Raw genomic sequence first — 26,430 nt, 5'->3', positions numbered from 1 at the left:
GATCTACACGTAAGGAGTCGTCGGCAGCGTCAGATGTGTATAAGAGACAGCCCCTAGCCCGCCTCAAATCCCGCGCCCCCGGCCTCGCCACGGCCTACAAGGCCGCCACCGCCGCCCTCAAGAAGAACGACCTCACCGGCACCCGCGCCCAGGTCCACCTCGTCCTGGACCGCTCCGCCTCCATGCGCCCGTACTACAAGGACGGCTCCGCCCAGGCCCTCGCCGACCAGGCCCTCGCGCTCGCGGCGCACCTCGACCCCGAGGCCACGGTCCACGTGACGTTCTTCTCCACGGACGTGGACGGCACCACCGACCTCACCCTCACCGACCACGAGGGCAGGATCGACGAGGTGCACGCCACCCTCGGCCGCATGGGCCGCACGAGCTACCACGCGGCGGTGGAAGCGGTCCTGGCCCACCTCGACGAGCACCGCACGTCACCCGAGGCCACACCGGACGCCGGGCCCCGGCCCCCCGTCCTGGTGATCTTCCAGACGGACGGCGCCCCGGACGCCAAGACCCCCGCCACCCGCTCCCTCACCGAGGCGGCCGAGACCCACCCCGGCGTCTTCTTCTCCTTCGTCGCCTTCGGCGAGCACGACAACAAGGCGTTCGACTACCTGCGCAGGCTCAAGGCCGGCAACGCGTCCTTCTTCCACGCCGGGCCCGCCCCCCGCGAGCTGACGGACAAGGAACTGTACGAGGGCGTCCTGGCGTCCTGGCGCCCGTAACGCACCGCAGCCACGGCACGACCCCCCGCGCCGCCCGCTTCCCAGCCAGTAAAACGGGAAGCGGGCGGCGCGGTGGTGTCGGCTACGATTTCAAGGTTCGTAGACGAATCGGACGGCCCCGGAGGCCGTCCGCCGTCACCCCACGTAGCGACTTGGGAGCAGCCCGCGATGGCTCGTCACCTCATCACCAGCGCCCTTCCGTACATCAACGGGATCAAGCACCTGGGCAACATGGTGGGGTCCATGCTCCCGGCGGACGTCTACGCACGCTATCTGCGCCGACGCGGCCACGAGGTGCTGTACATCTGCGCCACCGACGAGCACGGCACCCCCGCGGAGCTGGCCGCCAAGGAACAGGGCCTGCCGGTCGCCGAGTTCTGCGCGCAGGCGCACGACGCGCAGAAGGCCGTGTACGACGGTTTCGCGCTCGCCTTCGACTACTTCGGGCGCAGTTCCTCCCCGGAGAACGTGGAGATCACCCAGCACTTCGCGCGCCGGCTGAACGAGAACGGCTTCATCGAGGAGCGCGCGATCCGCCAGGTGTACAGCCCGGCCGACGGCCGCTTCCTGCCGGACCGGTACGTCGAGGGCACCTGCCCGCACTGCGGCTACGACAAGGCGCGCGGCGACCAGTGCGAGAACTGCACCCGCGTCCTGGACCCGACGGACCTGATCAACCCGCGCAGCGCCATCTCCGGCTCGACGGACCTGGAGGTCCGCGAGACCAAGCACCTCTTCCTGCTCCAGTCCAAGCTCCAGCACGAGGTCGAGGAGTGGGTCGCCCGGCACGAGGCCGACTGGCCGCAGCTGGCCTCCTCCATCGCCCGCAAGTGGCTGACCGAGGGCCTGCACGACCGCGCGATCACCCGCGACCTGGACTGGGGCGTCCCGGTCCCGGCGGACACCTGGCCGGAGCTGGCGGCCGAGGGCAAGGTCTTCTACGTCTGGTTCGACGCGCCGATCGAGTACATCGGCGCGACGAAGGAGTGGGCGGACAAGGACCCGGCGGCCCGCGACTGGAAGTCCTGGTGGTACGAGGCCGACGACACCGTCCGCTACACGGAGTTCATGGCGAAGGACAACGTCCCCTTCCACACGGTGATGTTCCCGGCGACCGAACTCGGCGTGCGCGAGCCGTGGAAGAAGGTCGACTACGTCAAGGCCTTCAACTGGCTGACGTACTACGGCGGGAAGTTCTCCACCTCGCAGAAGCGGGGCGTCTTCACCGACCAGGCCCTGGAGATCCTCCCGGCGGACTACTGGCGCTACTTCCTCATCGCCAACGCGCCCGAGTCGGACGACTCCTCCTTCACCTGGGAGCACTTCACGGCCACGGTGAACAAGGACCTGGCCGACACCCTGGGCAACTTCGTCAACCGCGTGCTGTCCTTCTCCAAGAAGCGCTTCGGCGCCGAGGTCCCGGCCGGCGGCGAGCCGGGGGAGGCGGAGGCGCGTCTGGGCGAGGAGATCGCCCGGCTGCTCGCCGAGTACGAGGAGCACATGGAGGCGCTCCAGTTCCGCAAGGCCGCCGCGGCCCTGCGCGCCCTGTGGTCGGCCGGCAACTCCTACCTGGAGGAGAAGGCCCCCTGGCTGGAGATCAAGACCGACCAGGACGGCGCGGCCCTGACGCTGCGCACGGCGATGAACCTGATCCACCTGTACGCGGTGGTCTCCGAGCCCCTCATCCCGACGACGGCCAAGGCGATGCGCGCCGCGTTCGCCCTCGCCGGCGACACGGCGACGTGGGTCACCCCCGACGAGGCGAAGTCCCTGACGGCCCTGCCCGCGGGCACCCCCTTCACGGTCCCGCCGGTCCTGTTCGCCAAGCTCACCGAGGACGACCTGGCCGCCTACAAGGAGCGCTTCGGCGGCGAACCCGCGTGACGCGGCCCGCGTGACGCCGACCGCCCGAGCCGGCGACGAGGCCCCGGCCCGCGCCGCCGGTACCGCGCGCTCCTCTGAGCCGTACGGCGATGCCCCGCGCCCGGTGACGACCAGGCGCGGGGCATGCCGGTTGCGGGGTCAGCTCCCGGACGCGTACGCCACGAAGTCCCCCCACGCCTGCGGCGCGAGGGCGAGACGGGGGCCGGCGTCCCGGTGCTTGGAGTCACGGACGTGGATGGTGCCGGGGGTGGTGGCGACCTCGACGCAGGAGTTGCCGTCGTTGCCGCCGCTGTAACTGCTCTTGAACCACGCCAGTTCGGAGGCGCCACCGGCGAGGGTCTTGCGGATCATGTCTCTCCCAGCAGTTGCTCGATGAAGGCCAGCGACTCCCCTGTGCTCAACCGCCCTACCTCCAGCAGCGCCCGGTGACGACCAGGCGCGGGGCATGCCGGTTGCGGGGTCAGCTCCCGGACGCGTACGCCACGAAGTCCCCCCACGCCTGCGGTGCGAGGGCGAGACGGGGGCAGCTGCTCTTGAACCACGCCAGTTCGGAGGCGCCACCGGCGAGGGTCTTGCGGATCATGTCTCTCCCAGCAGTTGCTCGATGAAGGCCAGCGACTCCCGGGGCGGGAGGGCCTGCGCCCGGATGGTGCCATAGCGCAGCTCAAGAATGCGGAGCTGCCTCAAGTCAGTCACGGGACGGCCATTGAACGCCCCGTCGGAGCGCCCCACAGCAGTGCCGTCCTCGAACTTCAGCAACTCAATCCTGCCGCTCATGCCAGGGTGTGGCGCACTGTCCATCGGCATCACCTGGAGGGAGACGTTGCTCAACCGCCCTACCTCCAGCAAGCGTTCGAATTGCTCCCGCCGGACCATTGTGCCCCCAACCTTGCGCCGAAGCGTCCCCTCTTCCAGGACGAAGCTCAGCGCCGGTGCAGGGCACCGCTCATAGATGGCTTGCCGAGCGATACGGGCAGCTACGCGGCGCTCCAAGTCCTCCGGCGTGTAAGCGGGCTGCCACGACTCCAGCAGCGCCCGGGCATAGTCCAACGTCTGCAACAGACCGGCGATGTTGCTGTTCTCGTACACCCCGATCTCGACGGCCCGCGCCTCCATGTCCGCCAGATCCCGCACCTTCTTCGGATACCGGACCTTGGCCACGTCCTCCTTCATCGCCGCGAGCAGCCCGCCCGCCCCCAGCACCTCGTCCGCCCTGTCCAGAAACTCAGGCCGGGGAATCCGCTTGCCGCTCTCGATCTTGTAGACGAGGTCCTCGCCGTACCCCACCGCCTTGCCGAACTCACCGGCCCGCATCCCCACCGCCTCGCGCCGCAGCTTCAACTGCCGTCCCACGGTGGCGACCACGGCCACGCCCCACTCGTCGTCCGGATCCACCTCCCAGCCCGGCTCGTCAGCCTCGGTCCTCAGCTGCTGCCGAACCTCGCCGTCCACCGACATGCGCGCCCCTCCGTCGTACCGCCTCGTGCCAGCGACGCCCTGTCCGTACACACGGCCCCGACAGGCCCGGACACCACCGGACAACGACCGGACAGTCACCGTACGCAACCACGACGTCACTCCCCACGGTAGGCGCATCAGGCCACGCTGAGTGACGTGAACCAGAAACTCCCCCGCCCCGGCAGCCCCCTGCGCCACTTCGACGTCCTGCTGTCCCCCACCCCGCGCGGCGCGCGCCTCGCCCGCCTGCTGGCCACGGAGCAACTGCGCACCTGGGGACTGCCCCTGGACCCGGCGCGGCTCGTCGTGGCCGAGCTGGCGAACAACGCGGCCACCCACGGCCGCGTCCCCGGCCGGAACTTCCAGCTCCTGCTGTACGTGGTCGGCCAGACCCTCCGCATCGAGGTCACGGACACGCGCGGTGACCGGCTCCCGCACCGGCACCCCGCTGATCCGGCCGCCGAGTCCGGCCGCGGACTCGCCCTCGTCGCCGCTCTCGCCGACCGCTGGGGAGTCACCCACGGCCTGCCGCCCCGCAAGACGGTCTGGGCCGAACTGACATTCGCCGCCCCGCAGCCACCGGAGTCCGAACGCCCACGCTCCGGTCCGACCCGGCAGCAACTGAGTGGAGGTCGGTGACGCCCAGCCGTCCGACGGGGACGAAACGACGGACGGCGCCCGGGACCTCGTCGGTCCCGGGCGCCGTCCGTTGCGTGTGCCGCCTACTTCGGCTGCGGCTTGCGCACCGTCAGGTGCAGTTCGCGCAGGCGGGACTCGTCCAGCTCGGTCGGGGCGCCCATCATGAGGTCCTGGGCGTTGCCGTTGAGCGGGAAGGCGATCGTCTCGCGGATGTTGGGCTCGTCCGCGAGGAGCATCACGATGCGGTCCACGCCCGGGGCGATGCCGCCGTGCGGCGGGGCGCCGAAGCGGAACGCGCGGAGCATGCCGGCGAACTTGTCCTCGACGGTCTCGCGGTCGTAGCCCGCGATCTCGAACGCCTTGAGCATGATGTCCGGCTCGTGGTTCCGGATGGCACCGCTGGACAGCTCGACGCCGTTGCAGACGATGTCGTACTGCCAGCCCAGAATGTCCAGGGGGTCCTGGGACTCGAGGGCCTCCAGGCCGCCCTGCGGCATCGAGAACGGGTTGTGCGAGAAGTCGATCTTCCCGGTCTCCTCGTCCTTCTCGTACATCGGGAAGTCGACGATCCAGCAGAAGCGGAAGACGTTCTCCTCGAAGTGCCCGGCGCGCCTGGCGGCCTCGACCCGCACCGCGCCCATGATCTTCGAGACCTCGTCGAACTCGCCCGCGCCGAAGAACACCGCGTGCCCGGCGGCCAGGGACAGCCGCTTGGTCAGCTCGGCGACGTTCTCCTCGGTGAGGAACTTCGCGATGGGGCCGGTCAGCGAACCGTCCTCGGCCACCCGCACCCAGGCCAGGCCCTTGGCGCCCAGCGAGACCGCGTAGTCACCCAGCTGGTCGAAGAACTTGCGCGGCTGGTCCTGGACCGCCGGCACCGGCAGCGCCCGCACGTGCTTGCCGGCGAACGCCTTGAACTCCGAGCCCGCGAAGACATCCGTGATGTCCACCAGCTCCAGCTTGGCGCGCAGGTCCGGCTTGTCGGAGCCGTACTTGAGCATCGCCTCGCGGAACGGGATGCGCGGGAAGGGCGAGGTGACGTGCCGGCCGCCGCCGAACTCCTCGAACAGCTCGGTCATCAGCTGCTCGATGGGACGGAACACGTCCTCCTGCTCGACGAAGCTCATCTCGACGTCGAGCTGGTAGAACTCGCCCGGCGAACGGTCCGCGCGCGCGTCCTCGTCACGGAAGCAGGGCGCGATCTGGAAGTACCGGTCGAAGCCGGAGATCATCAGCAGCTGCTTGAACTGCTGCGGCGCCTGCGGCAGCGCGTAGAACCGGCCGGGGTGCACCCGGGAGGGGACGACGTAGTCGCGGGCGCCCTCGGGGGAGGTGGCGGACAGGATCGGCGTCGCCATCTCGTTGAAGCCGAGCGCGACCATCTTCTGCCGGATCGCGGAGATCACGGCCGTGCGCAGCATGATGTTGCGGTGCATGCGCTCGCGGCGCAGGTCCAGGAAGCGGTACTCCAGGCGCCGCTCCTCGTTGACCCCGTCCTCCGCGTTGATCGTGAAGGGCAGCGGGGCGGCGGCGCCGAGCACCTCGACCTCGCCGACCTCGACCTCGACCTCGCCGGTGGGCAGGTCCGCGTTCACGTTCTCGGTTCCACGTGAAACGACGCCGCCGTCGATCCGGACGACCGTCTCCTTGGAGAGCTTGTCCAGCGCCTCGTAGGCGGGGGTGCCGGGACGGGCGACGAGCTGCGTGATGCCGTAGTGGTCGCGCAGATCGATGAAGAGGATGCCGCCCAGGTCGCGCCGATTGTGCAGCCAGCCGCTCAGCCGGACGTCGGTGCCGACGTCAGAGGCGCGGAGCTCGCCGCAGGTGTGGGACCTGTACCGATGCATCGTCGTTCATCCAGTCTTCGCGGATCGGGGATCACCGGGCGGGCACGGCCCGGACCCACCCAGCCTACCGGCCGCCGGGAGATCGCCTCTCCCCATATCACGCCGGGAAACACACGGGATCCGGCGACCGCGTCCGCGGCGCGGCCCCCGGCCCGCCCGACGTCCGTACGGTCCGCACGCCCGTCCGTCTTCGGTGGCAGTGTCCGAGAGGCTCTTCTTACAGTGGGGCAATGCGCACTGGTGAGCCCCTGCCCGCCGTGGGGGACGTCCTGGCCGCCCTCGCGACCGGGCTGTGGCACTGGGACACCTCCACCGGGCTGGTCGCGGTCGACGCCGAGGCGGCACGGCTGCTCGGGCTGCCCTCCGAGGACGTCACCCTCACCGAGGCCCAGGTGCGCGCCCGGCTGCACCCGGTCGACTGGAACGAGATCACCGGCGTGGTGCAGCTCGCCGCCGCCGAGGGCACCCTCGCCGAGGTGCGCATCCGGATCATGGACGAGCGGGGCCGCATCATCCGGGTGGTCCGCAGCCGCTCCCGGCCCGCCTACGACTCCCGCAAGAAGGCCTACGAGCTGATCGGCACCCTCCAGGAGGTCACCGAACCGACCCCCGGCTCCCCGGCCGGACGCAGCGCGGTCACCGGCGACTGGCGGCGCTCACGGGAGGCGTTCCTGCTGGACGCCGGCCGCGCCCTGGCCGAGGCGCGCTCCACCGCGGAGGTGCTGCGGGTCGCGGCCGGCCTGTCGATGCCCGGCTTCTCGCCCGACGGCCTGGCCGTCTTCGGCGTGGAGGCCGACCACCTGACGATCATCGGCCACCACGGGCAGCAGCAGGGCGACGAGGTCCCCTTCGTGCACATGTCCCTGGACACGGACTACCCGGCCGCCGAGGTGATCCGCACCGGACGGGCCGTCTACCTCTCCTCACCGGAGGAGTACCGCGCCCGCTACCCCCTCACCTGGAAACTGGCCCAGCGCTTCAACCGCCGCTCCTGGGCGTTCCTGCCGCTGACCGCCTCGGGCCACACCATGGGCGCCTGGATGGCCGCCTTCACCTATCCGGTCGCCTTCACCCCCGACGAGCGCTCGGTGCTGACCACGGTGGCCCGCATGCTCGCCCAGGCCCTGTCCCGGGCCGGGACCGCCGAGACCGAACGGGAGCTGAGCGAGGGCCTGCAGCGCTCCATGATGCCCACGACCGGCCCCGCCGTCCCCGGCATGGACGTCGCCGCCCGCTACGTCCCCACCGGCGGCGGTCTCCAGGTCGGCGGCGACTGGTACGACGTCATCCCGCTGCCCGGCGGCCCCTCCCGGAGCCCCGCGAAGCCCGGCGCGGGCCGCTTCGCCCTGGTCATGGGCGACGTCCAGGGCCACGACGTACGCGCCGCGGGCCTGATGGGCCAGCTGCGCATCGCCCTGCGCGCCTACGCCTCCGAGGGCCACCCCCCGGACGCGGTCCTGACCCGCGCCTCCCGGTTCCTGCACGGCATCGTCGACGACAGCGCCGACGACGACCTCGCCGACCTGCGCTTCGCGACCTGCCTGTACGCCGAGGTGGACCCCCGCACCGGCGTCCTGGAGGTCGCCCGCGCCGGACACCCCGACCCGGTGATCCGCATGGCCGACGGCACGGTGCTGATGCGCCCGACCGCGGGCGGGCTGCCGCTGGGTGTCGACCCGGACGCCGACTACCCCACCACCCGGTTCGTCCTGGAGCCCGGCGAGACCATGATGCTCTGCACGGACGGCCTCATCGAGACCGGCGGCCACGACCTGGACACCGGCTGGCAGCGCATCCGCACCATCCTGGAGCAGCACGAGGGCGACGCCGAGGAGCTGGCCGACGCGCTCGTCCAGGCCGTGCACGGACCGTCCTCGCACCACACCACCGGCCCGCTCGCCGACCGCCGCGAGGACGACATCGCCGTCCTGCTGCTGAACCGCCTCTGCGACGGCCACGGCGGCGCCGTCACCGCCCGCCCGGAGATCCGGCGCACGCTGCTGACGGTCGCCCAGGCCGAACCCGAGCGGGTCGCGGTGGCCCGGCAGCAACTGCGGGAGCTGCTGCACGACTGGGCCTCCGCCGACCAGGTGGACTCGGCGGTGCTCCTGCTGTCGGAGATGCTGACCAACGTGCTCGTGCACACCGACACCGACGCCCTGCTGCTCGCGGAGGTCAGCGGCGAGCCGGGCGAGCGGCGGATGCGGGTGGAGGTCACCGACGCCGGCGACGACCTGCCGCACAAGCGCAGGCCGGGCGAGCTGGCCTCCTCCGGGCGGGGGCTGGTGCTGATCGAGCTGCTCGCGGACGCCTGGGGGGTGGAGCCGCGGGGGGTGGGCAAGAGCATCTGGTTCGAGCTGTACGAGCCACCGCGCAGCAGACCGTGACGCCCGGGCCGCGCCGGACCGGCCGTGCCGTCCGGGCCGCGCCGGAGCAGCCGCCGGGCGGGCCCTGACGGAGGCGGACGGTGACGCACCGGGGGCCGGAACCGGACTGCGGCTCGGTCACGAGTACCGCTGCCGCAGTTCGTGCGCGACCCCGGACGCCGCCGCCGTCAGCGGCACCGCCAGCAGCATCCCGACGATCCCGGCGACCGACGCGCCCGCGGTGATGGCCAGCAGCACCGCCGCCGGGTGCAGCTGCACCGTCCGGCTCTGGATCACCGGCTGCAGCACGTGGCCCTCCAGCACCTGCACGGCCAGCACCACCCCCAGCGCCCACAGGGCGACCACGAACCCCCGGTCGGCGAGCGCGACCAGCACGGACACCGCACCCGAGATGAACGCCCCGAGGTAGGGGATGTAGGCGCCGACGAAGACCAGCGCACCGAGTCCGACGGCGCCCGGCACGTCGAGCAGCAGCAGCCCGACCGTGATGCAGCCGGCGTCGATGAGCGCGATGAGCGTGGTTCCGCGCATGAAGCCCTCGACGGCGGAGAACGCCCGCCGCGCCATCGCCTCGGCCGCGTCGGCGCTGCCGCCCGGAGCCATCGACCGCAGCGCGCGCAGCGCCCGCCCCGAGTCGCGCAGGAAGAAGAAGACGAGCAGCAGCGCCAGCACCGCCATCGCCAGGTACTCGGCGACCACGCTGACCCCGCTGATGACGTTGGAGACCGCCGTCCCGCCGAACTTCGACAGCAGTTGTCTGCCGTGGGCGGCCAGGTCCTCCAGCGAGGTGCCGGCCGCGCCGAAGTGGGCGGCCAGCGACTTCGCCGCGTTCTGCAGCGAGGAGAGGATCTGCGGCCCGCTGTCGATCAGCGCGAGGGCCACGATGTAGCCGACGCCGCCGACGACGACCAGGACGGCGGCACAGGTGATCCCGGCCGCCAGCGACCGGTTGACCCCGGCCCGCGCCAGCCGCAGGAACAGCGGCCGCAGCAGCGCGGCCCCGAGCAGGGCGAGCAGCACCGGCGTCACCGTCGTACGGAACGCCACGCACAGCCGCACCACGATCCACACCACACCGGAGACGAGCAGCACGACGGCACACCAGGCGGCAAGGCGCCGGACGGGCTCGGGCAGCAGTCGCACCCCACCAGCGGACCACGCGCCGGGCGGGCTGTCCTGCACGGACGGCCCGCCCGGGTGACCCGCTGCCGGGGTGGCGGCTCAGTCCTGCGGGCCGCTGCCGGTCATGCCGTGGACGGCCGGGACGGAGCCGAGGCGGCCCTTCTGGAAGTCCTCGAAGGCCTGCATGAGTTCGTCCTTGGTGTTCATGACGAACGGCCCGTAGTGGACCATCGGCTCCCTGATCGGCCGTCCGCCCAGCAGGACGACCTCCAGGTCCGGGGTGTGCGAGTCCTGCTTCTCGTCCGCGCGGACGGTCAGCGAGCCACCCGCACCGAAGACCGCGGTCTGGCCGAGGTGGATCGGCCGGCGCTCCGTGCCGACGCTGCCGCGGCCCGCGAGGACGTAGGCCAGGCCGTTGAAGTCCTCCCGCCAGGGCAGGGTGACCTCCGCGCCCGGAGCCAGCGTCGCGTGGACCATCGTGATCGGCGTGTGCGTGATGCCGGGGCCCTCGTGACCGTCCAGCTCACCGGCGATGACGCGCAGCAGCGCGCCGCCGTCGGGGGAGGTGAGCAGCTGGACGCTGCCACTGCGGATGTCCTGGTAGCGCGGGGCCATCATCTTGTCCTCGGCCGGCAGGTTCACCCACAGCTGGAGGCCGTGGAAGAGGCCGCCGGACATGACGAGGGACTCCGGCGGCGCCTCGATGTGCAGCAGGCCCGAGCCCGCCGTCATCCACTGGGTGTCGCCGTTGGTGATGGTGCCGCCGCCGCCGTTGGAGTCCTGGTGGTCGAAGACCCCGTCGATGATGTAGGTGACGGTCTCGAAGCCGCGGTGCGGGTGCCAGGGCGTGCCCTTCGGCTCGCCCGGCGCGTACTCCACCTCGCCCATCTGGTCCATCATGATGAACGGGTCGAGATGGCGGTAGTTGATCCCGGCGAACGCCCGGCGCACCGGGAAGCCCTCGCCCTCGAAACCGCTCGGCGCGGTCGTGACGGTGAGCACGGGACGTGCCACGGCGTCGGCCGGCGCGGCCACACGGGGCAGCGTGAGCGGGTTCTCGACGGTCACTGCAGGCATGTCGGTACCTCCTTGTGCGCTCACTCTAGTTGAGCGTTCAACTTTCTGCCAGCCACAACGGAGGAGGGCGCGCGGACATTCCCCGACCGCCGGAGCAACCCGGCGCGGGCACCGGCCGGCCGCTCACCCGGTCAGCGCGGACACCGGCCGGCCGCTCACCCGGTCAGCGCCCGCACGGCGGGCGCGAGCAGCATCGCCGCGATGAACAGCAGGGCGCCCCCGAGACCCAGCGCGAAGGCGAACCCGCCGGCCAGCCGGCCGGCGGTGTCCCGGCCGAAGACCGCGACCTCCGGGTCCGCCGGGTCGTAGAGGATCTCCGCCCGTTCCGCCCCGCTCCCGGCCCCGCGCCACTCACGCATCAGCCCGTCGGCGTCGACGTAGGTGTACACGTGGTGCTCGGACGGCTCGTCGGAGCCGTGCACGGCGCAGGAGCGCCTGAGCCGGGCCGGCGCCGCGATCCCGCGCGCCCGCAGCACCCACGCCTGCCGGACCAGCCCGGCCCCGCCCATCACGGCGACGGCGGCGGGGCCGAGCACCAGCGGTCCCGCCGGCCAGCCGAAGACGGCTGCGGCGTCCGCCCGGGAGACGAGGAGCACCGCCGCCACCAGCGCGTAGACCGCCGCCGCGGCCCACCCCGGCCCCCGGCGCGGCGCGGACGCCCACCGCCTCAGCCGTTCCTCGCGCACCTGCCCCCACCCGTCGGGCCGCGGCTCTCCGCCCGGGTGCGCGTCCAGTTCCCGGCCCACGGCCTCGGCGAAGGCGCGCCCGGCGGCGGCGTCGCGGCAGGTGAGGGAGTAGGCGGCCGACGGCTCGCCGGCGGCGGTCAGCACCACCGTCAGCGTGCGCCCGCCCGCCCCGCCGACGGCCACCCGGTCGATCGCCGCGAGGGGTATCCGGCGGCGCAGCAGGCGCGCGTCCAGCAGCAGCTCACCGGCGCACAGCCGGGCGGCGCTGCGCCGCCGTCCGTGCAGGGCCGGCGGCGCGGCCCCGGAGGAGCTGACGGGGGCGCCTCAGAGGCGCCCCCGGACGGAGGGAGGGGTCAGCCGTACATCCGGCGCATCGCGAAGTCGACCATCTGCTCGACCGCCTTCGCGTCGAAGACCATCCGGTGCTCGCCCTCCATGTCGAGCACGAAGCCGTATCCGGTGGGCAGCAGGTCGATCACCTCCGCGCCGGTGATCACGAAGTACTTCGACTCCTTGCCCGCGTAGCGGCGCAGCTCCTTCAGCGAGGTGAACATGGGGATCACCGGCTGCTGGGTGTTGTGCAGCGCGAGGAAGCCGGGGGTGTCGCCGCGCGGGCAGTACACCTTGGAGGTGGCGAAGATCTGCTGGAAGTCCTCGGCGGCCATCTGCCCGGTGGTGAAGGCGCGCACCGCGTCGGCCAGCGACGGCGGGGACGGCTCCGGGTACAGCGGCGGCTGCTGGCCGTACCCGCCGCCTGTGGGCATCTGCTGCTGCGGCGGGACGTATCCCTGCTGCGCACCCGCGCCCGCGCTCTGGTCGTAGCCGTACATGAGCTAAAGACTACTGAGTCACAGATGGCCCGCCCGGGGTTGCTTCTTATTACCGACGGGTAGCATCATCGGAGTTACTAGTTGGTACGTGAACCGGATGCGAGGAGCCAGTGCCTCGCCGAGTCCTCAACGGGAGCCGTCGCCATGGGGCACTACAAGTCGAATCTCCGTGACATCGAGTTCAACCTCTTCGAGGTGCTCGGGCGCGACAAGGTGTACGGCACCGGCCCGTTCGAGGAGATGGACCTCGACACCGCCAAGAGCGTCCTGGAGGAGCTGACCCGCCTCTCCGAGAACGAGCTGGCCGCGTCCTTCGCCGACGCCGACCGCAACCCGCCGGTCTTCGACCCGGAGACCCACACCGCGCCCGTCCCGGAGTCCTTCAAGAACAGCTACCAGGCGTTCATGGACTCCGAGTACTGGCGCCTCGGCCTGCCCGAGGAGATCGGCGGCACCACCGCGCCGCGCTCCCTGATCTGGGCCTACGCCGAGCTGGTCCTGGGCGCCAACCCGGCCGTGTGGATGTACTCCTCGGGCCCCGCGTTCGCCGGCATCCTCTTCGAGGAGGGCAACGAGGTCCAGAAGCACATCGCCAAGATCGCCGTCGAGAAGCAGTGGGGCTCCACCATGGTCCTCACCGAGCCGGACGCCGGCTCGGACGTGGGCGCCGGCCGCACCAGGGCCGTGCAGCAGGAGGACGGCTCCTGGCACATCGAGGGCGTGAAGCGCTTCATCACCTCCGGTGAGCACGACATGTCGGAGAACATCCTCCACTACGTGCTCGCCCGTCCCGAGGGCGCCGGCCCCGGCACCAAGGGCCTGTCCCTCTTCCTCGTCCCGAAGTACGAGTTCGACTTCGAGACCGGCGAGCTGGGCGAGCGCAACGGCGTCTACGCCACCAACGTCGAGCACAAGATGGGCCTGAAGGCCTCCAACACCTGCGAGATGACCTTCGGCGACCGCCACCCCGCCAAGGGCTGGCTGATCGGCGACAAGCACGACGGCATCCGCCAGATGTTCCGCATCATCGAGTTCGCCCGCATGATGGTCGGCACGAAGGCGATCTCCACGCTCTCCACCGGCTACCTCAACGCGCTGGAGTACGCCAAGGAGCGCGTCCAGGGCCCGGACCTGGCCAACTTCATGGACAAGACCGCGCCGAAGGTCACCATCACCCACCACCCCGACGTGCGCCGCTCGCTGATGACGCAGAAGGCGTACGCGGAGGGCATGCGCGCCCTGGTGCTCTACACCGCCTCGATCCAGGACGCGATCCAGATCAAGGAGGCCGACGGCGAGGACGCCTCCGCGGAGATCGCGCTGAACGACCTGCTCCTGCCGATCGTCAAGGGCTACGGCTCGGAGAAGGGCTACGAGCAGCTCGCCCAGTCGCTGCAGACCTTCGGCGGCTCCGGCTTCCTCCAGGAGTACCCGGTCGAGCAGTACATCCGGGACTCCAAGATCGACACCCTGTACGAGGGCACCACCGCGATCCAGGGCCAGGACTTCTTCTTCCGGAAGATCGTCCGCAACCAGGGCGCCGCGCTGAACTCCCTCGCCGAGGACATCAAGAAGTTCCTGGCGCTCGGCACCGGCGGCGAGGAGCTGGCCGGCGCCCGCGAGCACCTGGCCAAGGCCGCCGTCGAGCTGGAGGCCGTCGTCGGCCTGCTGCTGACCGACCTCGCCGCCACCGAGCAGGACGTCAAGAACATCTACAAGGTGGGCCTGAACACGACCCGCCTGCTGATGGCCTCCGGTGACGTGGTCGTCGGTTACCTGCTGCTCAAGGGCGCGGCGGTCGCCGCCGAGAAGCTCCAGACCGCCTCCGCCAAGGACCGGGCCTTCTACACCGGCAAGATCGCGGCGGCGAAGTTCTTCGCGGCCAACGTCCTGCCCGGCGTCACCCTGGCCCGCAAGCTGGCCCAGAACGTCGACCTGGACCTGATGGAGCTGGACGAGGCAGCGTTCTAGTCCGGCCCCGGCCGGCCCGCCCGTCGGCGGCCCGGCCCGCGACCGGCCCTCCGCCCTCGCGGCGGTCCGCCCGGCCGTCTTGCCGTCCGTCCGTACGAGGGTCCGCTCCCGCCGCCGGGAGCGGACCCTTCGGCGTCGTTAAGGTGAAGCCATGAGTACGAACCGGCCCTTCGACCGCGGCCACACCGACGACCTGATGTCCTTCCTGGCGGCGAGCCCGTCGCCGTACCACGCCGTGGCGAACGCCGCCGAGCGCCTGGAGAAGGCCGGCTTCCGGCAGGTCGCCGAGACGGACGCCTGGGACGGCACGGCCGGCGGCAGGTTCGTGCTGCGCGGCGGCGCGATCATCGCCTGGTACGTCCCCGAGGGCGCCGCCCCGCACACCCCCTTCCGCATCGTCGGCGCCCACACCGACTCGCCCAACCTGCGCGTCAAGCCGCGGCCCGACACCGGGGCGCACGGCTGGCGCCAGGTCGCCGTGGAGATCTACGGCGGCCCGCTGATGAACTCCTGGCTCGACCGGGACCTGGGCCTGGCCGGGCGGCTCTCGCTGCGCGACGGCTCCACCCGGCTGGTGAACGTCGACCGTCCGCTGCTGCGCGTCCCCCAGCTCGCCATCCACCTGGACCGCTCGGTCTCCACCGAGGGACTCAAGCTGGACAAGCAGCGGCACCTCCAGCCGGTGTGGGGCCTCGGTGACGACGTCCGCGACGGCGACCTCATCGCCTTCCTGGAACAGGAGGCGGGCCTGCCGGCCGGCGAGGTCACCGGCTGGGACCTGATGACGCACTCCGTGGAGCCGCCCGCCTACCTGGGCCGCGCCCGCGAGCTGGTGGCCGGGCCGCGCATGGACAACCTGCTCTCCGTGCACGCGGGCACGGCCGCCCTGGCCGCCGTGGCGACCTCGGGCCAGGAGCTGCCGTACATCCCGGTGCTGGCCGCCTTCGACCACGAGGAGAACGGCTCCCAGTCCGACACCGGCGCGGACGGCCCGCTGCTCGGCGGCGTCCTGGAGCGTTCGGTGTTCGCGCGCGGCGGATCGTACGAGGACCGGGCGCGTGCCTTCGCCGGCACCGTCTGCCTGTCCTCCGACACGGGCCACGCCGTGCACCCCAACTACGCCGAGCGGCACGACCCGACGCACCACCCGCGCGCGGGCGGCGGCCCGATCCTGAAGGTCAACGTCAACAACCGCTACGCCACGGACGGTACGGGCCGGGCGGTGTTCGCGGCGGCCTGCGAGAAGGCGGACGTCCCCTTCCAGTCCTTCGTCTCCAACAACTCCATGCCGTGCGGCACCACGATCGGCCCGATCACCGCGGCCCGGCACGGCATCAGGACCGTCGACATCGGCGTGGCCATCCTGTCCATGCACAGCGCCCGCGAACTGTGCGCCGCCGACGACCCGTTCCTGCTGGCCAACGCGCTGGTGGCGTTCCTGGAGGGCTGACGGGGCCCGGGGCCCCGGCCGCGGGACCCGGCCACGGGCCCCGGGGATCCGCACCGCCGCGAGCCCGCGCCGGCACTCCGTGAGAGCCGCCCCCCGCATGTCCACCGGGCTTGCGGGTACCCGGAGTTGACCGGAAGGGACCGGACAGGCCGGAACCACCGGACCTGACACCGGATTGGGAGGCGACACTCATGGGCCTCGGCGGGTGCATCATCCTCATCGCCGTGGGAGCCATCCTCACGTTCGCGACCGACTGGCACATGCAGGGGGTCAACCTGCACATGGTCGGCGTCATCCTGATGATCGTCGGACTGATCGGGGTCACGACGTTCAGCAGCATCGCCCGGCGCCGGCGCGTCATGGTGCCGCCCTCGACGACCGTCGTCGAGGAGGAGCGCCACCACCACGGGCCCCGGGACGGGTACACCGACGGCTACGGCGTGTGACCGACCGGATGCGGTACGCGCGGGCCCGCCCGGGGAAGCGGTAAGGGCATGAGATTCCTCGTACGCGACCGGATCCTCGGCATCGGTGACGACTACTGGATCGAGGACGAGCACGGAGCCAAGGTCTTCCTCGTCGACGGCAAGGCGATGCGGCTGCGGGACACCTTCGAGCTGAAGGACGCCCAGGGCCGGGTCCTGATCGACATCCACCAGAAGATGCTCTCCCTGCGGGAGACGATGGTGATCGAGCGGGACGGGCAGGCGCTGGCGAAGATCCGGCGCAAGCGGCTGTCGCTGCTGCGCAACCACTACCGGGTGTCCCTGGTCGACGGGACCGGACTGGACGTCAGCGGCAAGATCCTCGACCGGGAGTTCGCCGTCGAGTACGACGGGGAACTGCTGGCGGTGATCTCCCGGCGGTGGCTGAGCGTGGTGGACACCTACGGCGTCGACGTCGTACGGGACGACGCGGACCCGGCGCTGCTGATCGCGGTGGCGGTGTGCGTGATCCACCTGGCGGAGAAGGAACGCGACGAGGCCTGAGCCCCGGTCAGGACCGCGCGCCCGGACCGAGGCGGTTCAGAGAACCCGGTCCTTGAGGGCGGGGAACTGCTCCCGGGTCGCCGCGACCCTGCCGGGGTCGATCGCAACGCTCAGGACCTCCTCGCCCGGCCCGGCCTCCGCCAGCACCTCGCCCCACGGATCCACCACGATCGAGTGACCGGCCTGCGGAACTCCCGCGTGCGTCCCGGCCGTTCCACAGGCGAGCACGAACGCCTGGTTCTCCACCGCCCGCGCGCGGGCCAGCAGCGTCCAGTGCGCCCGGCGGCGCTCCGGCCAGCCCGCCGGGATCACCAGGGTCTCGGCGCCCGCGTCGACGAGACCGCGGAACAGCTCGGGGAAACGGAGGTCGTAACAGGTGGCCACGCCCAGCACCGTGTCCGGCAGCCGGACCGTCACCAGATCGCGTCCCGCGCCCATCAGCACCGCCTCGCCCTTGTCGAAGCCGAAGCGGTGGATCTTGCGGTAGGCGGCGGCCAGGCCGCCGGAGGGGGAGAAGACCAGAGAGGTGTTGTAGAGGGTGCCGTCGGCGTCCCGTTCCGGGATCGAGCCCGCGTGCAGCCACACGCCCGCCTCGTTCGCCGCCTCGGCCATCACCTCGTACGTCGGCCCCTCCAGCGGCTCGGCGTCACCGGCGAACCGCTCGAAGGCGAAGGCCCCGGTGGTCCACAGCTCCGGCAGGACGACGAGGTCGGCAGCGGCCTGTTCGCGCACCAGAGCGGCCGCCCGCCGCCGCCGCGACACGACCGATTCGCCCTCGTCCACGGCGATCTGGATCAGCGAGGCGCGCACACTACCACCGTCCTGGCAATCGAGTTGTCCCGGCGGGCCTACGATCGTCACACGAAAGCACTGCCGGGGTGCCTCACAGCAGCGTAACTTGGGGATCCCCCCTGCTCGAAGCGGAGCGAGAGTCAGGGGGGAGTCCCGAGCCGCCCGCCGACCGCCGCCACTCCCCACTGGCAATGCCGCCACAACCTGACCGTGTACCGACCGCCGAGGGGTCCCGTTCCGTGAGTCTGCATCCCACCCTCCAGCCCTACGCCGATGCCTGGACCCACTCCGTCGAGGCGATATCCGAGCTGGTGCAGCCGCTCGTGGAGGGCGAGTGGAACCGGCGGACCCCGTGCCCCGGCTGGTCCGTGCGCGACGTCGTCTCGCACGTCATCGGGATGGACTGCGAGGCGCTCGGCGACCCGCGCCCCATCCATTCCCTGCCGCGCGACCTGTTCCACGTCACCGACGAACACCAGCGCTACATGGAGATGCAGGTCGACGTCCGCCGCCACCACACGGCGCCGGAGATGACGTCCGAGCTGGAGTACACGGTCATCCGCCGCAACCGCCAGCTGCGCAACGAGTCGAGGGACCCGGGCACCAAGGTGCGCGGCCCGCTCGGCGCGGAGATCACCCTGGAGGAGTCGATGCGCTACCGGGCGTTCGACATCTGGGTGCACGAGCAGGACCTGCGGGCCGCGCTGGGCCGCCCCGGCAACCTCGACTCGCCCGGCGCGTACGTCGCCCGCGACCACCTGCTCGACGCGCTGCCGGAGGTCGTGGCGGTGCGGGCGGACGCCCCGCGCAGTTCGGCGATCGTCTTCGACGTGCACGGGCCGGTGGAGTTCCTGCGCACGATCCGCGTCGACATCCAGGGCCGCGGCACCCTGGAGACGGCGCCCGCCCTGGGCCCGGCGGCGGCCCTCACCCTCGACTGGGAGACGTACGTCCGCCTGGCGTGCGGCCGGGTCACCCCGGAGGCGGTGGCCGACCGGGTGAAGACGGAGGGCGACCCGGAGCTGACGGCGGCGATCCTGCGGAACTTCACGGTGACGCGCTGAGGAACCGCCGCCCGGGCCGGGCCGCGCCTCACGCGGGCACGTGCACCGTCTCCACCCGGCTGGCCACCAGCCGCTCGCGTTCCCTGCGGGCCGCCCGCCCGCGCAGCCGAAGGATCTGGCTGACGCCGAGCGCCTGGAGCACGAACACGGCGGAGAAGGCGACCGTGTAGTCGTCCCCCGTGGCGTCCAGCAGCACACCGATCGCGAGGAGCGTCGTCATCGAGGCGACGAAACCGCCCATGTTGGTGATGCCGGAGGCGGTCCCCTGCCGCTCGGCCGGGTTCGCCGGCCGGGCGAAGTCGAAGCCGATCATCGAGGCGGGCCCGCAGGCACCGAGCACCACGCACAGCACCAGGAGCAGCCACATCGGCGCCCGCTCGCCGGGGCAGAGCAGGGTCGCCGCCCACATCACCGCCGTCGCCGCGACCGTGCCGAGCGCCAGCGGCAGCCGGGCCGCGTGGTGCCGGGCGACGATCTGCCCGTAGACGAGGCCGACGGCCATGTTCGACAGGACGACGAGCGTGAGCAGTTCCCCCGCCGTCCCGCGCGACAGTCCCTGCGCCTCCACCAGGAACGGCAGCCCCCACAGCAGCAGGAACACCATCGCCGGGAACTGGGTGGTGAAGTGCACCCACATGCCGAGCCGGGTCCCCGGCTCGCGCCAGGAGGCGGCGATCTGCCCGCGCACGGAGGCGGCGCCCCGGTGCGGCACGGGCGCCGGCTCGTGGCCCTCGGGGTGGTCCTTCAGGAAGAGGACCAGCAGTACGGCCACCACCACGCCGGCCAGCGCGCTGCCCGCGAACGCCTGCGTCCAGCCCAGCCCGTGCAGCAGCCGGGCCAGCACCAGGGTGGAGACCAGGTTGCCGGCCATGCCGACGAGTCCGGCGAGCTGCGCGACCAGCGGCCCGCGCCGGGCGGGGAACCACCGGGTGCCCAGCCGCAGCACGCTGATGAAGGTCATGGCGTCCCCGCAGCCGAGCAGCGCCCGGGAGGCGAGGGCGGTGCCGTACGACGGCGAGAAGGCGAAGCCGAGCTGACCGGCCGTGAACAGCACCACGCCGATGCCCAGCACCTTCTTGGTGCCGAGCCGGTCGACGAGCAGGCCGACGGGTATCTGCATGCCGGCGTAGACGAGGAGCTGGAGGATCGAGAAGGTGGACAGCGCGGAGGCGCCCACGTGGAAGCGCTCGGCGGCGTCGAGCCCGGCGACACCCAGCGACGTACGGAAGATGACGGCGACGAAGTAGACGGCGACGCCGATGCTCCAGACGGCGGCGGCCCGCCGACCGCCGGGGGGATCTCCGGGCAGCGTCACGGGTGCGGTCGAGGTGGAGAAGGAACTCATCGGACCTCACCCCGTGCCAGGTGGGAGAACCAGCTGACGTGCCGGTGGACGAGGCCGACCGCCGCCTCGGCGTCCCCGGACCGCAGCGCCTGAAGGATCTCCTCGTGCTCGGTGAGCGTCTTGGCGACCCGGTCGGGGTGGGCGTGCATGACGGCGACGCCCATGCGCAGCTGACGGTCGCGCAACTGGCCGTAGAGGCGGGAGAGGATCTCGTTGCCGCCGCTGCGGACGATCTCGGCGTGGAAGCAGCGGTCGGTGACGGAGGCCCCGGTCAGGTCGCCGGCCGCCACCTGCTCCTTCTGCTGCTCCAGCAGTTCCTCCAGCCGGGCGATCAGCCCGGGCGGGGCGGGTACGGCCTTGCGCGCGGCGTGCTCCTCCACGAGCTGGCGGGTCTCCACGACGTCCGCGATCTCCTGGGCGGAGACCGGCAGGACGAGCGCTCCCTTCTTCGGGTAGAGCTTGAGGAGCCCCTCGACCTCCAGCCGCAGCAGCGCCTCGCGCACCGGGGTGCGCGACACGCCGACGGCCTCGGCCAGCTCCCCCTCGGTCAGGAGGGTGCCGCCCTCGTAGCGGCGGTCCAGGACCGCTTGCTTGACGTGGGTGTACACGCGGTCGGCGGCGGGGGGCTGCTTCACTGCCAGGCTCATGGCCACAGCATAGATACAACACGTACGCATGACGCGTCCCTGTCCAGTATGCGGACGGCACCCCGGCCTCCGCGGAATTTCCCGCATCCCGTGGACAACCAACTGTGCTACTTACGTGTCCTATAGACGCGGCCCCCCTTTCACGGGTTATCAACTCGGCCGCACCATAGGGGCATTCGACATAATCGGGGTATCTCACTTGAAAACCGGCATCCAGGCCAATCGCCTCCGCAGAGCCGCAGCCGTCGCCCTGACCACCGGGGCCGTGCTCGCCGCGGGAGCTTTGACCGCGGCGCCCGCCCAGGCCGTCGCCACGCCGTCGATCGCGGCGAAGGGCGGTTACGCGATGAACAACGCGAACGGCTCGACCCTGTTCGCGAAGAAGGCGGACACCCGGCTGTCCACGGGCTCCACCACGAAGATCATGACCGCCAAGGTCGTCCTGGCCCAGCGGAACCTCAATCTCAACGCCAAGGTCACCATCCAGAAGGCGTACAGCGACTACGTCGTGCGCAACAACGCCTCCCAGGCCCACCTCATCGTGGGCGACAAGGTGACCGTCCGTCAGCTGCTGTACGGGCTGATGCTCCCCTCGGGCTGCGACGCCGCCTACGCGCTGGCCGACAAGTTCGGCTCGGGCAAGACCCGTGACGCCCGCGTGAAGTCCTTCGTCGGCAAGATGAACGCCGCCGCGAAGGACCTCAAGCTGAAGAACACGCACTTCGACTCGTTCGACGGCATCGGCCGGGGCAACAACTACTCGACGCCGCGCGACCTGACGAAGATCGCGAGCAGTGCGATGCGGAACTCCACGTTCCGCTCGATCGTGAAGACGAAGTCGTACCGCGCCAAGACCATCACCCGGACGGGCAGCACCCGCACGATGGCGACGTGGACGAACACCAACACGCTGCTCGGCAGCTACCGCGGCGCCATCGGTGTGAAGACCGGTTCCGGCCCCGAGGCCAAGTACTGCCTCGTCTTCGCCGCCACCAAGGGCAACAAGACCGTCATCGGCACGGTCCTGGCCTCCACCTCCGTCAACCAGCGCGCCACGGACGCCACGCGCATCCTGAACTACGGCTTCGCGCGCCTGCACTGACACCGGCCCACGAAGCGAAGGGGCCTGCCGCTGCACACCGGCAGGCCCCTTCCGCGTCCCGGAAGCCGCCGGCGCCGAGGCACTTCCGGCCGCCACGGCTCCTGCGGGTGCGGGTATCACCGGTCGTATGATCCTTCCGCACAGCGGGCGTGCGATGCCGAGGCGACCGGGGGAACAGCATGAGGGCGCGCGAACACGGTGCCGGGCAGGCCGGCGGGCCTGACCTGCGGGTGTCCGGCGAGGATCTGACCAGGCTCGCGGATGATCTGGACGCCATGCAGGGCCACCTGGACCGGCAGGTCAAGCGCATGGACGGGCTCGTGGACCGGATCGAGGCGGGCTGGAAGGGGCCGGCCGCGACGGCGTACCGCGATTTCCACCGTGCGGCGGCCGAGGACGCCGTCCGCATCCGTGAAGTGATGAAGCTGCTGGAGCAGGCCGTGCGGATGAGCCGTGACGGCTTCTCCCGGCACGACCTCGACGTGCTCGGGCACCTGCAGCGCATCCGGGTGGACATCGACAGCGAGGTCGACAAGCTCTCCACCCCCGCCCCGGACAGGGGCCAGGGGGCAGCCACCCCGCCCGCGCCCCGGAGCAGCCTCGACTCCTACTGAGGCAGGCATCCGCACCACGCCCGTCCGAGAACCGTCGTCACCGACACCCAGGGGGGAACATGCCGACCGGGGCTGCTGCGCCCGACGACCACATATCCGTCTCCTTCGCCACCCTCCACGAACTCGCCGCCGAACTGGAGGACATCCTCAAGCAGCTCAACGGCAAGCTCGAGGAGCTCTACGAGCGCGTCGAGCCCGTCGTGCTGTCGTGGAAGGGCGAGGCCCGGACGATCTTCGTCGAGAAACTCGACGAATGGGACCACGACGCCCAGGACCTGCAGGCCGCCCAGAAGTGGCTGCACGCTTACGTCACCACGGGCCATGCCAACTACGCGGCGGCCCACCAGGCGGTGCTCCGCGGCTGGGGCGCCGCCTGATGGCGACGCCGTCCGCTCCCCGCAGCGGGACGATCGACGTGACTCCGTCCGCTCTGTACGGGGTCTCGGCCGGCGTGGCGGGCCAGCAGGACCCTCTCGACAAGGGAATCAAGTCGTTCCTCGCCGAACTGGCACGGTATCCGGACGGCGGCGGCAACGGGTCCGCCATGAAGGACTTCACGGCCGCCTACGCACAGGTCGCCAACCGGTTCCTCGACGTGTGGGCCAAGGCCGTGGTCAGCGTCGGCGGCGCCGCCGTCGGATTCACCACGACCGCCGACAACTACGCGGCGGCCGACGCCGCCACGCACCCTTCTCCGTCAGCGCATCCCGCCTCCCGGCCCCTCCCGGTCGTGATCGACAAACCCCCTGCCTACGGCCCGGTCACGGACTTCACCTGGGGAGACCTCGACCCCGCCCAGAGCATCACGCAGGAGGTGCTCGAAGGCCTGGAGGCCGCGGTCCTGGCTGTCCTGCGGCCCCTGCTGGAACACGAGTGCCGGTGGGGCAAGGCGGCCACGATCCTGCCGTTGCCCCACCACCTGCGGCTGTACTCGACGTCCCAGGCCTGGCGGATGCCGCAGAGCACGCTCGGCATGGTGGACGGAACGCTGACGGCCCTCATCGGCGGCATCACGGACCAGACCGACCAGGACTGGTACAACGCGATGCGGACCTTCTGCAGCACCCTGTGGGGAACCTCCGCCTGGGGCAGGAACCGGGAGGGTTACGACTGGTCCAACGACGACGCGCGGAAGAGGGGAACCAGCCACCCCGTCTTCGCCGTGCTGTTCGACACCTGCGACGCCATGGCCGACGCGGTCTACGCCGTCGCCAAGGCGGCCGAGGACGTCAGGGACGATCTGCACCGGATCTACCGCCGGGCCGTCGTGGGCAGCCTCAGACAGCTCGACCCGCGCGAACTGGACGTCACGGATCCCAAGAGCCTGGTGAAAGGACTGTGGCACGCGGGAAAAGGCCTGGTCACGGACCTTTCGGTCGGCATCGTTCTGGACATCGACGAGGGCGCCCTGAACGACGCGGTGTCGGCCTACGACAACCGGATCCACCGACAGGTCGGTGAAATCAAGGCTCTGCTGCCGGCGCTGGACGAGGCGTACACGAGCGCACCGTCCTTCAGCGCCGAAACGGCCCGGGCGGAGGCTTTCGGTGCCCGTGCCCTGACCGATTTCAAGGGTGATCCGCTCTACACGGTCCCGGGGGACGACGAGTCCCGCCACCGGTTCCCCGTCGACCTCGCCAACCAGGAGGGCCTGGCGGGATCGCACGTCATCGACAAACATGTGGGAAAGACGGATGAGCAGTTGGAGCAGCGCCTCAGAGATCAAGGAAAGCTCTATCCGGACGGGGTGGTCAGGCCCGTCGCTGTTTCCACGTTCAAAAGCCTGGACGATGCCCAGCGGTTCACTCAGGCCGTACTGGATGATCCTGGCAACCAGAAGAAGATTGAGAAGTGGTTGATGAGCAATAAACCGAACAAGGGAAACAGAACAGTTGGCCTCGATTTCAAGCAACCCACTGGGCGCACCTGGGCACGTGGCGACTCTCAGCCGCACGACTCCGATATGGTGAGCGTGACCCTGCGCAGTCGTCCTGGAGGCCACCCACCGTACGTCGTCCTCACGTCGACGCCCAGCGACAAACCTCCACCAGCATGACCGGAACAGCATCGGACGAGGAAAAGAATAATTTGGTCGACTCCGCATCATGGAAATCTTCCGTACTCGAGCTGTACGGCGGTGGCTGGACCTTCGCAGCGGTCGGCCCTCGAGAGCACGAGGACTGGCGCCGGGACACGGCAGCGGTGATGGCTCTGAAGACCACGGACCCGCGGAAATGGCTCTCGATCAACTACGCGCCGGAGGTCGGTGAGAACCGCAGCGGCACCGGATCGCCGTTCATGCCCTGGAGTCCCGAGCAGATCGGGGAGAGCCTCTACGAAATCAGTGCTGGATCAGCTGCCCAACTCCTGGTCGCCCTCAAGGGAGAATTCTATCAGGCAGCCGGAATTCCGGACTTCGAGCGTCACAAGGACTCACTGTTCGCAAGCTCCCGGAACATTTTGGCTCGGTTTCCCTCGGACACGGTCTTCCTGACGAACGCAGCAGATGCGTACGAGAACCGGGACGCCGATCTCCTCAACCCCGACACAGAATGGTCCTGTCTTTCCGTGTACACCACCGACTGCGGTCTCGTCGCAGTGTCCGACACAGAGGTGGGCGTCTTCTGGGCCTTCTGGGAAGACTGAGAGAACAGGAGAGAGGAAAACCTTGCGCACCCGTTCCGCCACCTACCCCGACCGTGAAACCGCCCAGTGGGCCACCCAGCAGGTCGTGACCGCCAACGAGCAGGTCATCCACCGCTGGCTCGCCCAGGCCACCCGCCCCCGGCTGACCATCGAGGCGTCCTGGCCCTCCCGGCCCGACCCGGTCGGCCGCGTGCTGCTGCAGGCGATGATGCTCGCGGGCCGGGACCCGGTGGACGTACGGGCCGCCCGGGTGATCCTCGAGCGGGATCCTTCCCGCCCCCACGGCTTCGCCGTGCGCTCCACTTTCCCCGTCTACCGGTAGCACCCACCGGCCCAGAGACGAAGGCTGACGACCGTGCCCCTGACCCCCCTCGAACACGACCGCCGCTACGGCGAGCTGGACCAGGTCATGCGTGCCTACCTCGGACGGCCGGCGGACGACACCCCGGACCGGCCCGGGGAGGCCCTCACCGCCTACCTGCGCCACACCTGGCACACGCGTCCCTGGGCCCTCGCCACCGCGGAACGGCAACTGCGCGACTACGCCGACAGTCCTCCGGGGCGCCTCCGCCTGCGCCTCGGCGAGTTCTACGCCGTCCCGGACGTCGGCCTGCCCGAGGCGGACGTCCAGCGGTGGCTGCGCTGCCTCGCCGACCACATCCGGCAGAGCATCGAGGAAGGCGCGGTCCCGCCCCCGGCCGCCCCTGCCACTCCCTGGGAATGGCACGCCCGGTTCCCCGAACTCGGCCAGTTCCTCGGCGGCTGGTTCTCCCAGGACATGCCCGACGAGTTCGACGACCACGACGCCGCCGTCGACCACTACCGCGACTCCACCGATCCGCACCTCGTCGCCCGCCTCGTCGGTGAACTGCACGAACTCCTCGCCCTGGACCTCGACGAGTCCGGCTGTGCCCTGGCCGTCGCCGAACTGGGCATGGAGGTCGATCCGCCGGCCCCCTGGTCACCCAGCGGCTGGATCGCACGGGTGGCCGGACGACTCACCCTTCCACGGGCCGGCCACGGCCCCGGGGAAGGGTGAGTCGTCCGGCCACCGTGACACCCTGCCGTGCGCCGGGCCGGCGCGTGCCCGCGCATGCCGAGCGTGCACGTCCGCGTCCGTTCGCGCGGCGCGGCGCAGGACGGCGCCCC

Annotated in this window: 27 protein-coding genes; 16 read left to right on the top strand and 11 right to left on the bottom strand. The window is 71.0% G+C overall.

What is annotated here, in order from left to right:
• The coding region (locus tag IG64_RS29310; protein WP_037861644.1) for a VWA domain-containing protein at positions 1–731 on the top strand (731 nt) is incomplete at its 5' end.
• A 168-nt stretch (positions 732–899) separates the two neighbouring features.
• The gene (gene metG / locus IG64_RS29305; protein WP_037861622.1) at positions 900–2,615 is read left to right on the top strand and encodes a methionine--tRNA ligase; all 1,716 of its coding nucleotides are present in this window, start codon (positions 900–902) and stop codon (positions 2,613–2,615) included.
• Between the two features lie 138 nt (positions 2,616–2,753).
• Here the strand turns inward: metG and IG64_RS29300 are convergent, their stop codons facing one another.
• The 3 genes from IG64_RS29300 to IG64_RS29295 all read right to left on the bottom strand — a co-directional run bounded on the left by IG64_RS29300 (position 2,754) and on the right by IG64_RS29295 (position 4,073).
• Positions 2,754–2,966 carry a DUF397 domain-containing protein gene (locus tag IG64_RS29300; protein ID WP_037861621.1) on the bottom strand — a complete coding sequence of 71 codons (213 nt, stop codon included), beginning with the start codon at positions 2,964–2,966 and terminating at the stop codon, positions 2,754–2,756.
• 109 nt (positions 2,967–3,075) lie between these two features.
• On the bottom strand, positions 3,076–3,198 hold the full coding sequence (locus IG64_RS42915) for a hypothetical protein (protein ID WP_267883418.1): 123 nt from the start codon (positions 3,196–3,198) through the stop codon (positions 3,076–3,078).
• Positions 3,195–4,073, bottom strand: coding sequence for a helix-turn-helix domain-containing protein (locus IG64_RS29295; RefSeq protein WP_037861620.1), 879 nt, complete (start codon positions 4,071–4,073; stop codon positions 3,195–3,197). The genes IG64_RS42915 and IG64_RS29295 overlap by 4 nt, the downstream gene beginning before the upstream one ends.
• Before the next feature lie 156 nt (positions 4,074–4,229).
• Between IG64_RS29295 and IG64_RS29290 the strand changes: the two genes are divergently transcribed.
• Entirely contained in the window at positions 4,230–4,712 is a 483-nt protein-coding gene (locus IG64_RS29290) for an ATP-binding protein (protein ID WP_037861618.1), read from the top strand.
• An 83-nt stretch (positions 4,713–4,795) separates the two neighbouring features.
• On the opposite strand, the gene aspS is transcribed toward IG64_RS29290, so the two are convergent.
• Positions 4,796–6,559, bottom strand: a complete 1,764-nt coding sequence (gene aspS, locus IG64_RS29285; protein ID WP_037861616.1) for an aspartate--tRNA ligase — start codon at positions 6,557–6,559, stop codon at positions 4,796–4,798.
• A 230-nt stretch (positions 6,560–6,789) separates the two neighbouring features.
• On the opposite strand from aspS, the gene IG64_RS29280 reads away from it, so the two are divergent.
• On the top strand, positions 6,790–8,946 hold the full coding sequence (locus IG64_RS29280) for a SpoIIE family protein phosphatase (RefSeq protein WP_037861614.1): 2,157 nt from the start codon (positions 6,790–6,792) through the stop codon (positions 8,944–8,946).
• 117 nt (positions 8,947–9,063) lie between these two features.
• On the opposite strand, the gene IG64_RS29275 is transcribed toward IG64_RS29280, so the two are convergent.
• The 4 genes from IG64_RS29275 to IG64_RS29260 form a co-directional block, all read right to left on the bottom strand.
• Positions 9,064–10,089, bottom strand: a complete 1,026-nt coding sequence (locus tag IG64_RS29275) for an AI-2E family transporter (RefSeq protein ID WP_037861613.1) — start codon at positions 10,087–10,089, stop codon at positions 9,064–9,066.
• A gap of 78 nt (positions 10,090–10,167) precedes the next feature.
• Complete coding sequence (locus IG64_RS29270) at positions 10,168–11,145, bottom strand: pirin family protein (protein WP_037861611.1); 978 nt, start codon at positions 11,143–11,145, stop codon at positions 10,168–10,170.
• A 155-nt stretch (positions 11,146–11,300) separates the two neighbouring features.
• Positions 11,301–12,014: a DUF3592 domain-containing protein gene (locus IG64_RS29265; RefSeq protein WP_037861609.1), complete on the bottom strand. Its 714-nt coding sequence runs from the start codon at positions 12,012–12,014 to the stop codon at positions 11,301–11,303.
• A 170-nt stretch (positions 12,015–12,184) separates the two neighbouring features.
• Positions 12,185–12,661, bottom strand: a complete 477-nt coding sequence (locus IG64_RS29260) for an SseB family protein (protein WP_037861608.1) — start codon at positions 12,659–12,661, stop codon at positions 12,185–12,187.
• Positions 12,662–12,805: 144 nt separating this feature from the next.
• Here IG64_RS29260 and IG64_RS29255 point away from each other — a divergent pair, with 144 nt between their 5' ends.
• From IG64_RS29255 to IG64_RS29240, 4 genes are all read left to right on the top strand, one after another.
• Positions 12,806–14,632, top strand: coding sequence for an acyl-CoA dehydrogenase (locus IG64_RS29255; RefSeq protein WP_037861607.1), 1,827 nt, complete (start codon positions 12,806–12,808; stop codon positions 14,630–14,632).
• Between the two features lie 151 nt (positions 14,633–14,783).
• Positions 14,784–16,082 carry a M18 family aminopeptidase gene (locus IG64_RS29250; protein ID WP_037861606.1) on the top strand — a complete coding sequence of 433 codons (1,299 nt, stop codon included), beginning with the start codon at positions 14,784–14,786 and terminating at the stop codon, positions 16,080–16,082.
• Between the two features lie 191 nt (positions 16,083–16,273).
• On the top strand, positions 16,274–16,528 hold the full coding sequence (locus IG64_RS29245; RefSeq protein WP_037861605.1) for a DUF6458 family protein: 255 nt from the start codon (positions 16,274–16,276) through the stop codon (positions 16,526–16,528).
• Between the two features lie 48 nt (positions 16,529–16,576).
• A complete protein-coding gene (locus IG64_RS29240) occupies positions 16,577–17,071 on the top strand; it encodes an LURP-one-related/scramblase family protein (protein ID WP_037861603.1) in 495 nt (164 codons plus the stop codon).
• 36 nt (positions 17,072–17,107) lie between these two features.
• On the opposite strand, the gene IG64_RS29235 is transcribed toward IG64_RS29240, so the two are convergent.
• Positions 17,108–17,881 (bottom strand): carbon-nitrogen family hydrolase, encoded by a 774-nt coding sequence (locus tag IG64_RS29235; RefSeq protein WP_037861602.1) that lies wholly within the window; start codon positions 17,879–17,881, stop codon positions 17,108–17,110.
• Positions 17,882–18,102: 221 nt separating this feature from the next.
• Between IG64_RS29235 and IG64_RS29230 the strand changes: the two genes are divergently transcribed.
• A complete protein-coding gene (locus tag IG64_RS29230) occupies positions 18,103–18,927 on the top strand; it encodes a maleylpyruvate isomerase family mycothiol-dependent enzyme (RefSeq protein ID WP_037861599.1) in 825 nt (274 codons plus the stop codon).
• 28 nt (positions 18,928–18,955) lie between these two features.
• On the opposite strand, the gene IG64_RS29225 is transcribed toward IG64_RS29230, so the two are convergent.
• On the bottom strand, positions 18,956–20,272 hold the full coding sequence (locus IG64_RS29225; protein ID WP_037861597.1) for an MFS transporter: 1,317 nt from the start codon (positions 20,270–20,272) through the stop codon (positions 18,956–18,958).
• Positions 20,269–20,919, bottom strand: a complete 651-nt coding sequence (locus IG64_RS29220) for a GntR family transcriptional regulator (RefSeq protein WP_078884289.1) — start codon at positions 20,917–20,919, stop codon at positions 20,269–20,271. The genes IG64_RS29225 and IG64_RS29220 overlap by 4 nt, the downstream gene beginning before the upstream one ends.
• 199 nt (positions 20,920–21,118) lie before the next feature.
• Here IG64_RS29220 and IG64_RS29215 point away from each other — a divergent pair, with 199 nt between their 5' ends.
• The 7 genes from IG64_RS29215 (at position 21,119) to IG64_RS29185 (ending at position 26,320) form a co-directional block, all read left to right on the top strand.
• Positions 21,119–22,021, top strand: a complete 903-nt coding sequence (locus IG64_RS29215; RefSeq protein ID WP_037861594.1) for a D-alanyl-D-alanine carboxypeptidase family protein — start codon at positions 21,119–21,121, stop codon at positions 22,019–22,021.
• Between the two features lie 179 nt (positions 22,022–22,200).
• Positions 22,201–22,635 (top strand): WXG100 family type VII secretion target, encoded by a 435-nt coding sequence (locus tag IG64_RS29210; RefSeq protein WP_051813445.1) that lies wholly within the window; start codon positions 22,201–22,203, stop codon positions 22,633–22,635.
• 59 nt (positions 22,636–22,694) lie between these two features.
• Positions 22,695–23,012, top strand: coding sequence for a WXG100 family type VII secretion target (locus tag IG64_RS29205; protein ID WP_037861593.1), 318 nt, complete (start codon positions 22,695–22,697; stop codon positions 23,010–23,012).
• Positions 23,012–24,691 (top strand): RNase A-like domain-containing protein, encoded by a 1,680-nt coding sequence (locus IG64_RS29200; protein ID WP_051813444.1) that lies wholly within the window; start codon positions 23,012–23,014, stop codon positions 24,689–24,691. Before IG64_RS29205 ends, IG64_RS29200 begins: the two co-directional genes overlap by 1 nt.
• The gene (locus tag IG64_RS29195; protein WP_158771667.1) at positions 24,688–25,281 is read left to right on the top strand and encodes a hypothetical protein; all 594 of its coding nucleotides are present in this window, start codon (positions 24,688–24,690) and stop codon (positions 25,279–25,281) included. Before IG64_RS29200 ends, IG64_RS29195 begins: the two co-directional genes overlap by 4 nt.
• Positions 25,282–25,303: 22 nt before the next feature.
• On the top strand, positions 25,304–25,603 hold the full coding sequence (locus IG64_RS29190; protein WP_037861591.1) for an RNase A-like domain-containing protein: 300 nt from the start codon (positions 25,304–25,306) through the stop codon (positions 25,601–25,603).
• 33 nt (positions 25,604–25,636) lie between these two features.
• Positions 25,637–26,320, top strand: coding sequence for a contact-dependent growth inhibition system immunity protein (locus tag IG64_RS29185; protein WP_037861590.1), 684 nt, complete (start codon positions 25,637–25,639; stop codon positions 26,318–26,320).
• Positions 26,321–26,430: the final 110 nt, after the last annotated feature.

It is taken from the genome of Streptomyces sp. NRRL S-340 (assembly GCF_000720185.1).
Lineage (GTDB): Bacteria > Actinomycetota > Actinomycetes > Streptomycetales > Streptomycetaceae > Streptomyces.
This window is presented reverse-complemented; position numbering and strand designations above follow the sequence as displayed.

What these genes read in the sequence shown, in the direction of transcription:
- metG (WP_037861622.1), top strand. Translation starts at nt 900, where the DNA reads ATGGCTCGTCACCTCATCACCAGCGCCCTTCCGTACATCAACGGGATC.
- IG64_RS29300 (WP_037861621.1), bottom strand. Translation starts at nt 2,966, where the DNA reads ATGATCCGCAAGACCCTCGCCGGTGGCGCCTCCGAACTGGCGTGGTTC.
- IG64_RS42915 (WP_267883418.1), bottom strand. Translation starts at nt 3,198, where the DNA reads ATGATCCGCAAGACCCTCGCCGGTGGCGCCTCCGAACTGGCGTGGTTC.
- IG64_RS29295 (WP_037861620.1), bottom strand. Translation starts at nt 4,073, where the DNA reads ATGTCGGTGGACGGCGAGGTTCGGCAGCAGCTGAGGACCGAGGCTGAC.
- aspS (WP_037861616.1), bottom strand. Translation starts at nt 6,559, where the DNA reads ATGCATCGGTACAGGTCCCACACCTGCGGCGAGCTCCGCGCCTCTGAC.
- IG64_RS29280 (WP_037861614.1), top strand. Translation starts at nt 6,790, where the DNA reads ATGCGCACTGGTGAGCCCCTGCCCGCCGTGGGGGACGTCCTGGCCGCC.
- IG64_RS29270 (WP_037861611.1), bottom strand. Translation starts at nt 11,145, where the DNA reads ATGCCTGCAGTGACCGTCGAGAACCCGCTCACGCTGCCCCGTGTGGCC.
- IG64_RS29260 (WP_037861608.1), bottom strand. Translation starts at nt 12,661, where the DNA reads ATGTACGGCTACGACCAGAGCGCGGGCGCGGGTGCGCAGCAGGGATAC.
- IG64_RS29255 (WP_037861607.1), top strand. Translation starts at nt 12,806, where the DNA reads ATGGGGCACTACAAGTCGAATCTCCGTGACATCGAGTTCAACCTCTTC.
- IG64_RS29250 (WP_037861606.1), top strand. Translation starts at nt 14,784, where the DNA reads ATGAGTACGAACCGGCCCTTCGACCGCGGCCACACCGACGACCTGATG.
- IG64_RS29245 (WP_037861605.1), top strand. Translation starts at nt 16,274, where the DNA reads ATGGGCCTCGGCGGGTGCATCATCCTCATCGCCGTGGGAGCCATCCTC.
- IG64_RS29240 (WP_037861603.1), top strand. Translation starts at nt 16,577, where the DNA reads ATGAGATTCCTCGTACGCGACCGGATCCTCGGCATCGGTGACGACTAC.
- IG64_RS29225 (WP_037861597.1), bottom strand. Translation starts at nt 20,272, where the DNA reads ATGAGTTCCTTCTCCACCTCGACCGCACCCGTGACGCTGCCCGGAGAT.
- IG64_RS29220 (WP_078884289.1), bottom strand. Translation starts at nt 20,919, where the DNA reads ATGAGCCTGGCAGTGAAGCAGCCCCCCGCCGCCGACCGCGTGTACACC.
- IG64_RS29210 (WP_051813445.1), top strand. Translation starts at nt 22,201, where the DNA reads ATGAGGGCGCGCGAACACGGTGCCGGGCAGGCCGGCGGGCCTGACCTG.
- IG64_RS29205 (WP_037861593.1), top strand. Translation starts at nt 22,695, where the DNA reads ATGCCGACCGGGGCTGCTGCGCCCGACGACCACATATCCGTCTCCTTC.
- IG64_RS29200 (WP_051813444.1), top strand. Translation starts at nt 23,012, where the DNA reads ATGGCGACGCCGTCCGCTCCCCGCAGCGGGACGATCGACGTGACTCCG.
- IG64_RS29195 (WP_158771667.1), top strand. Translation starts at nt 24,688, where the DNA reads ATGACCGGAACAGCATCGGACGAGGAAAAGAATAATTTGGTCGACTCC.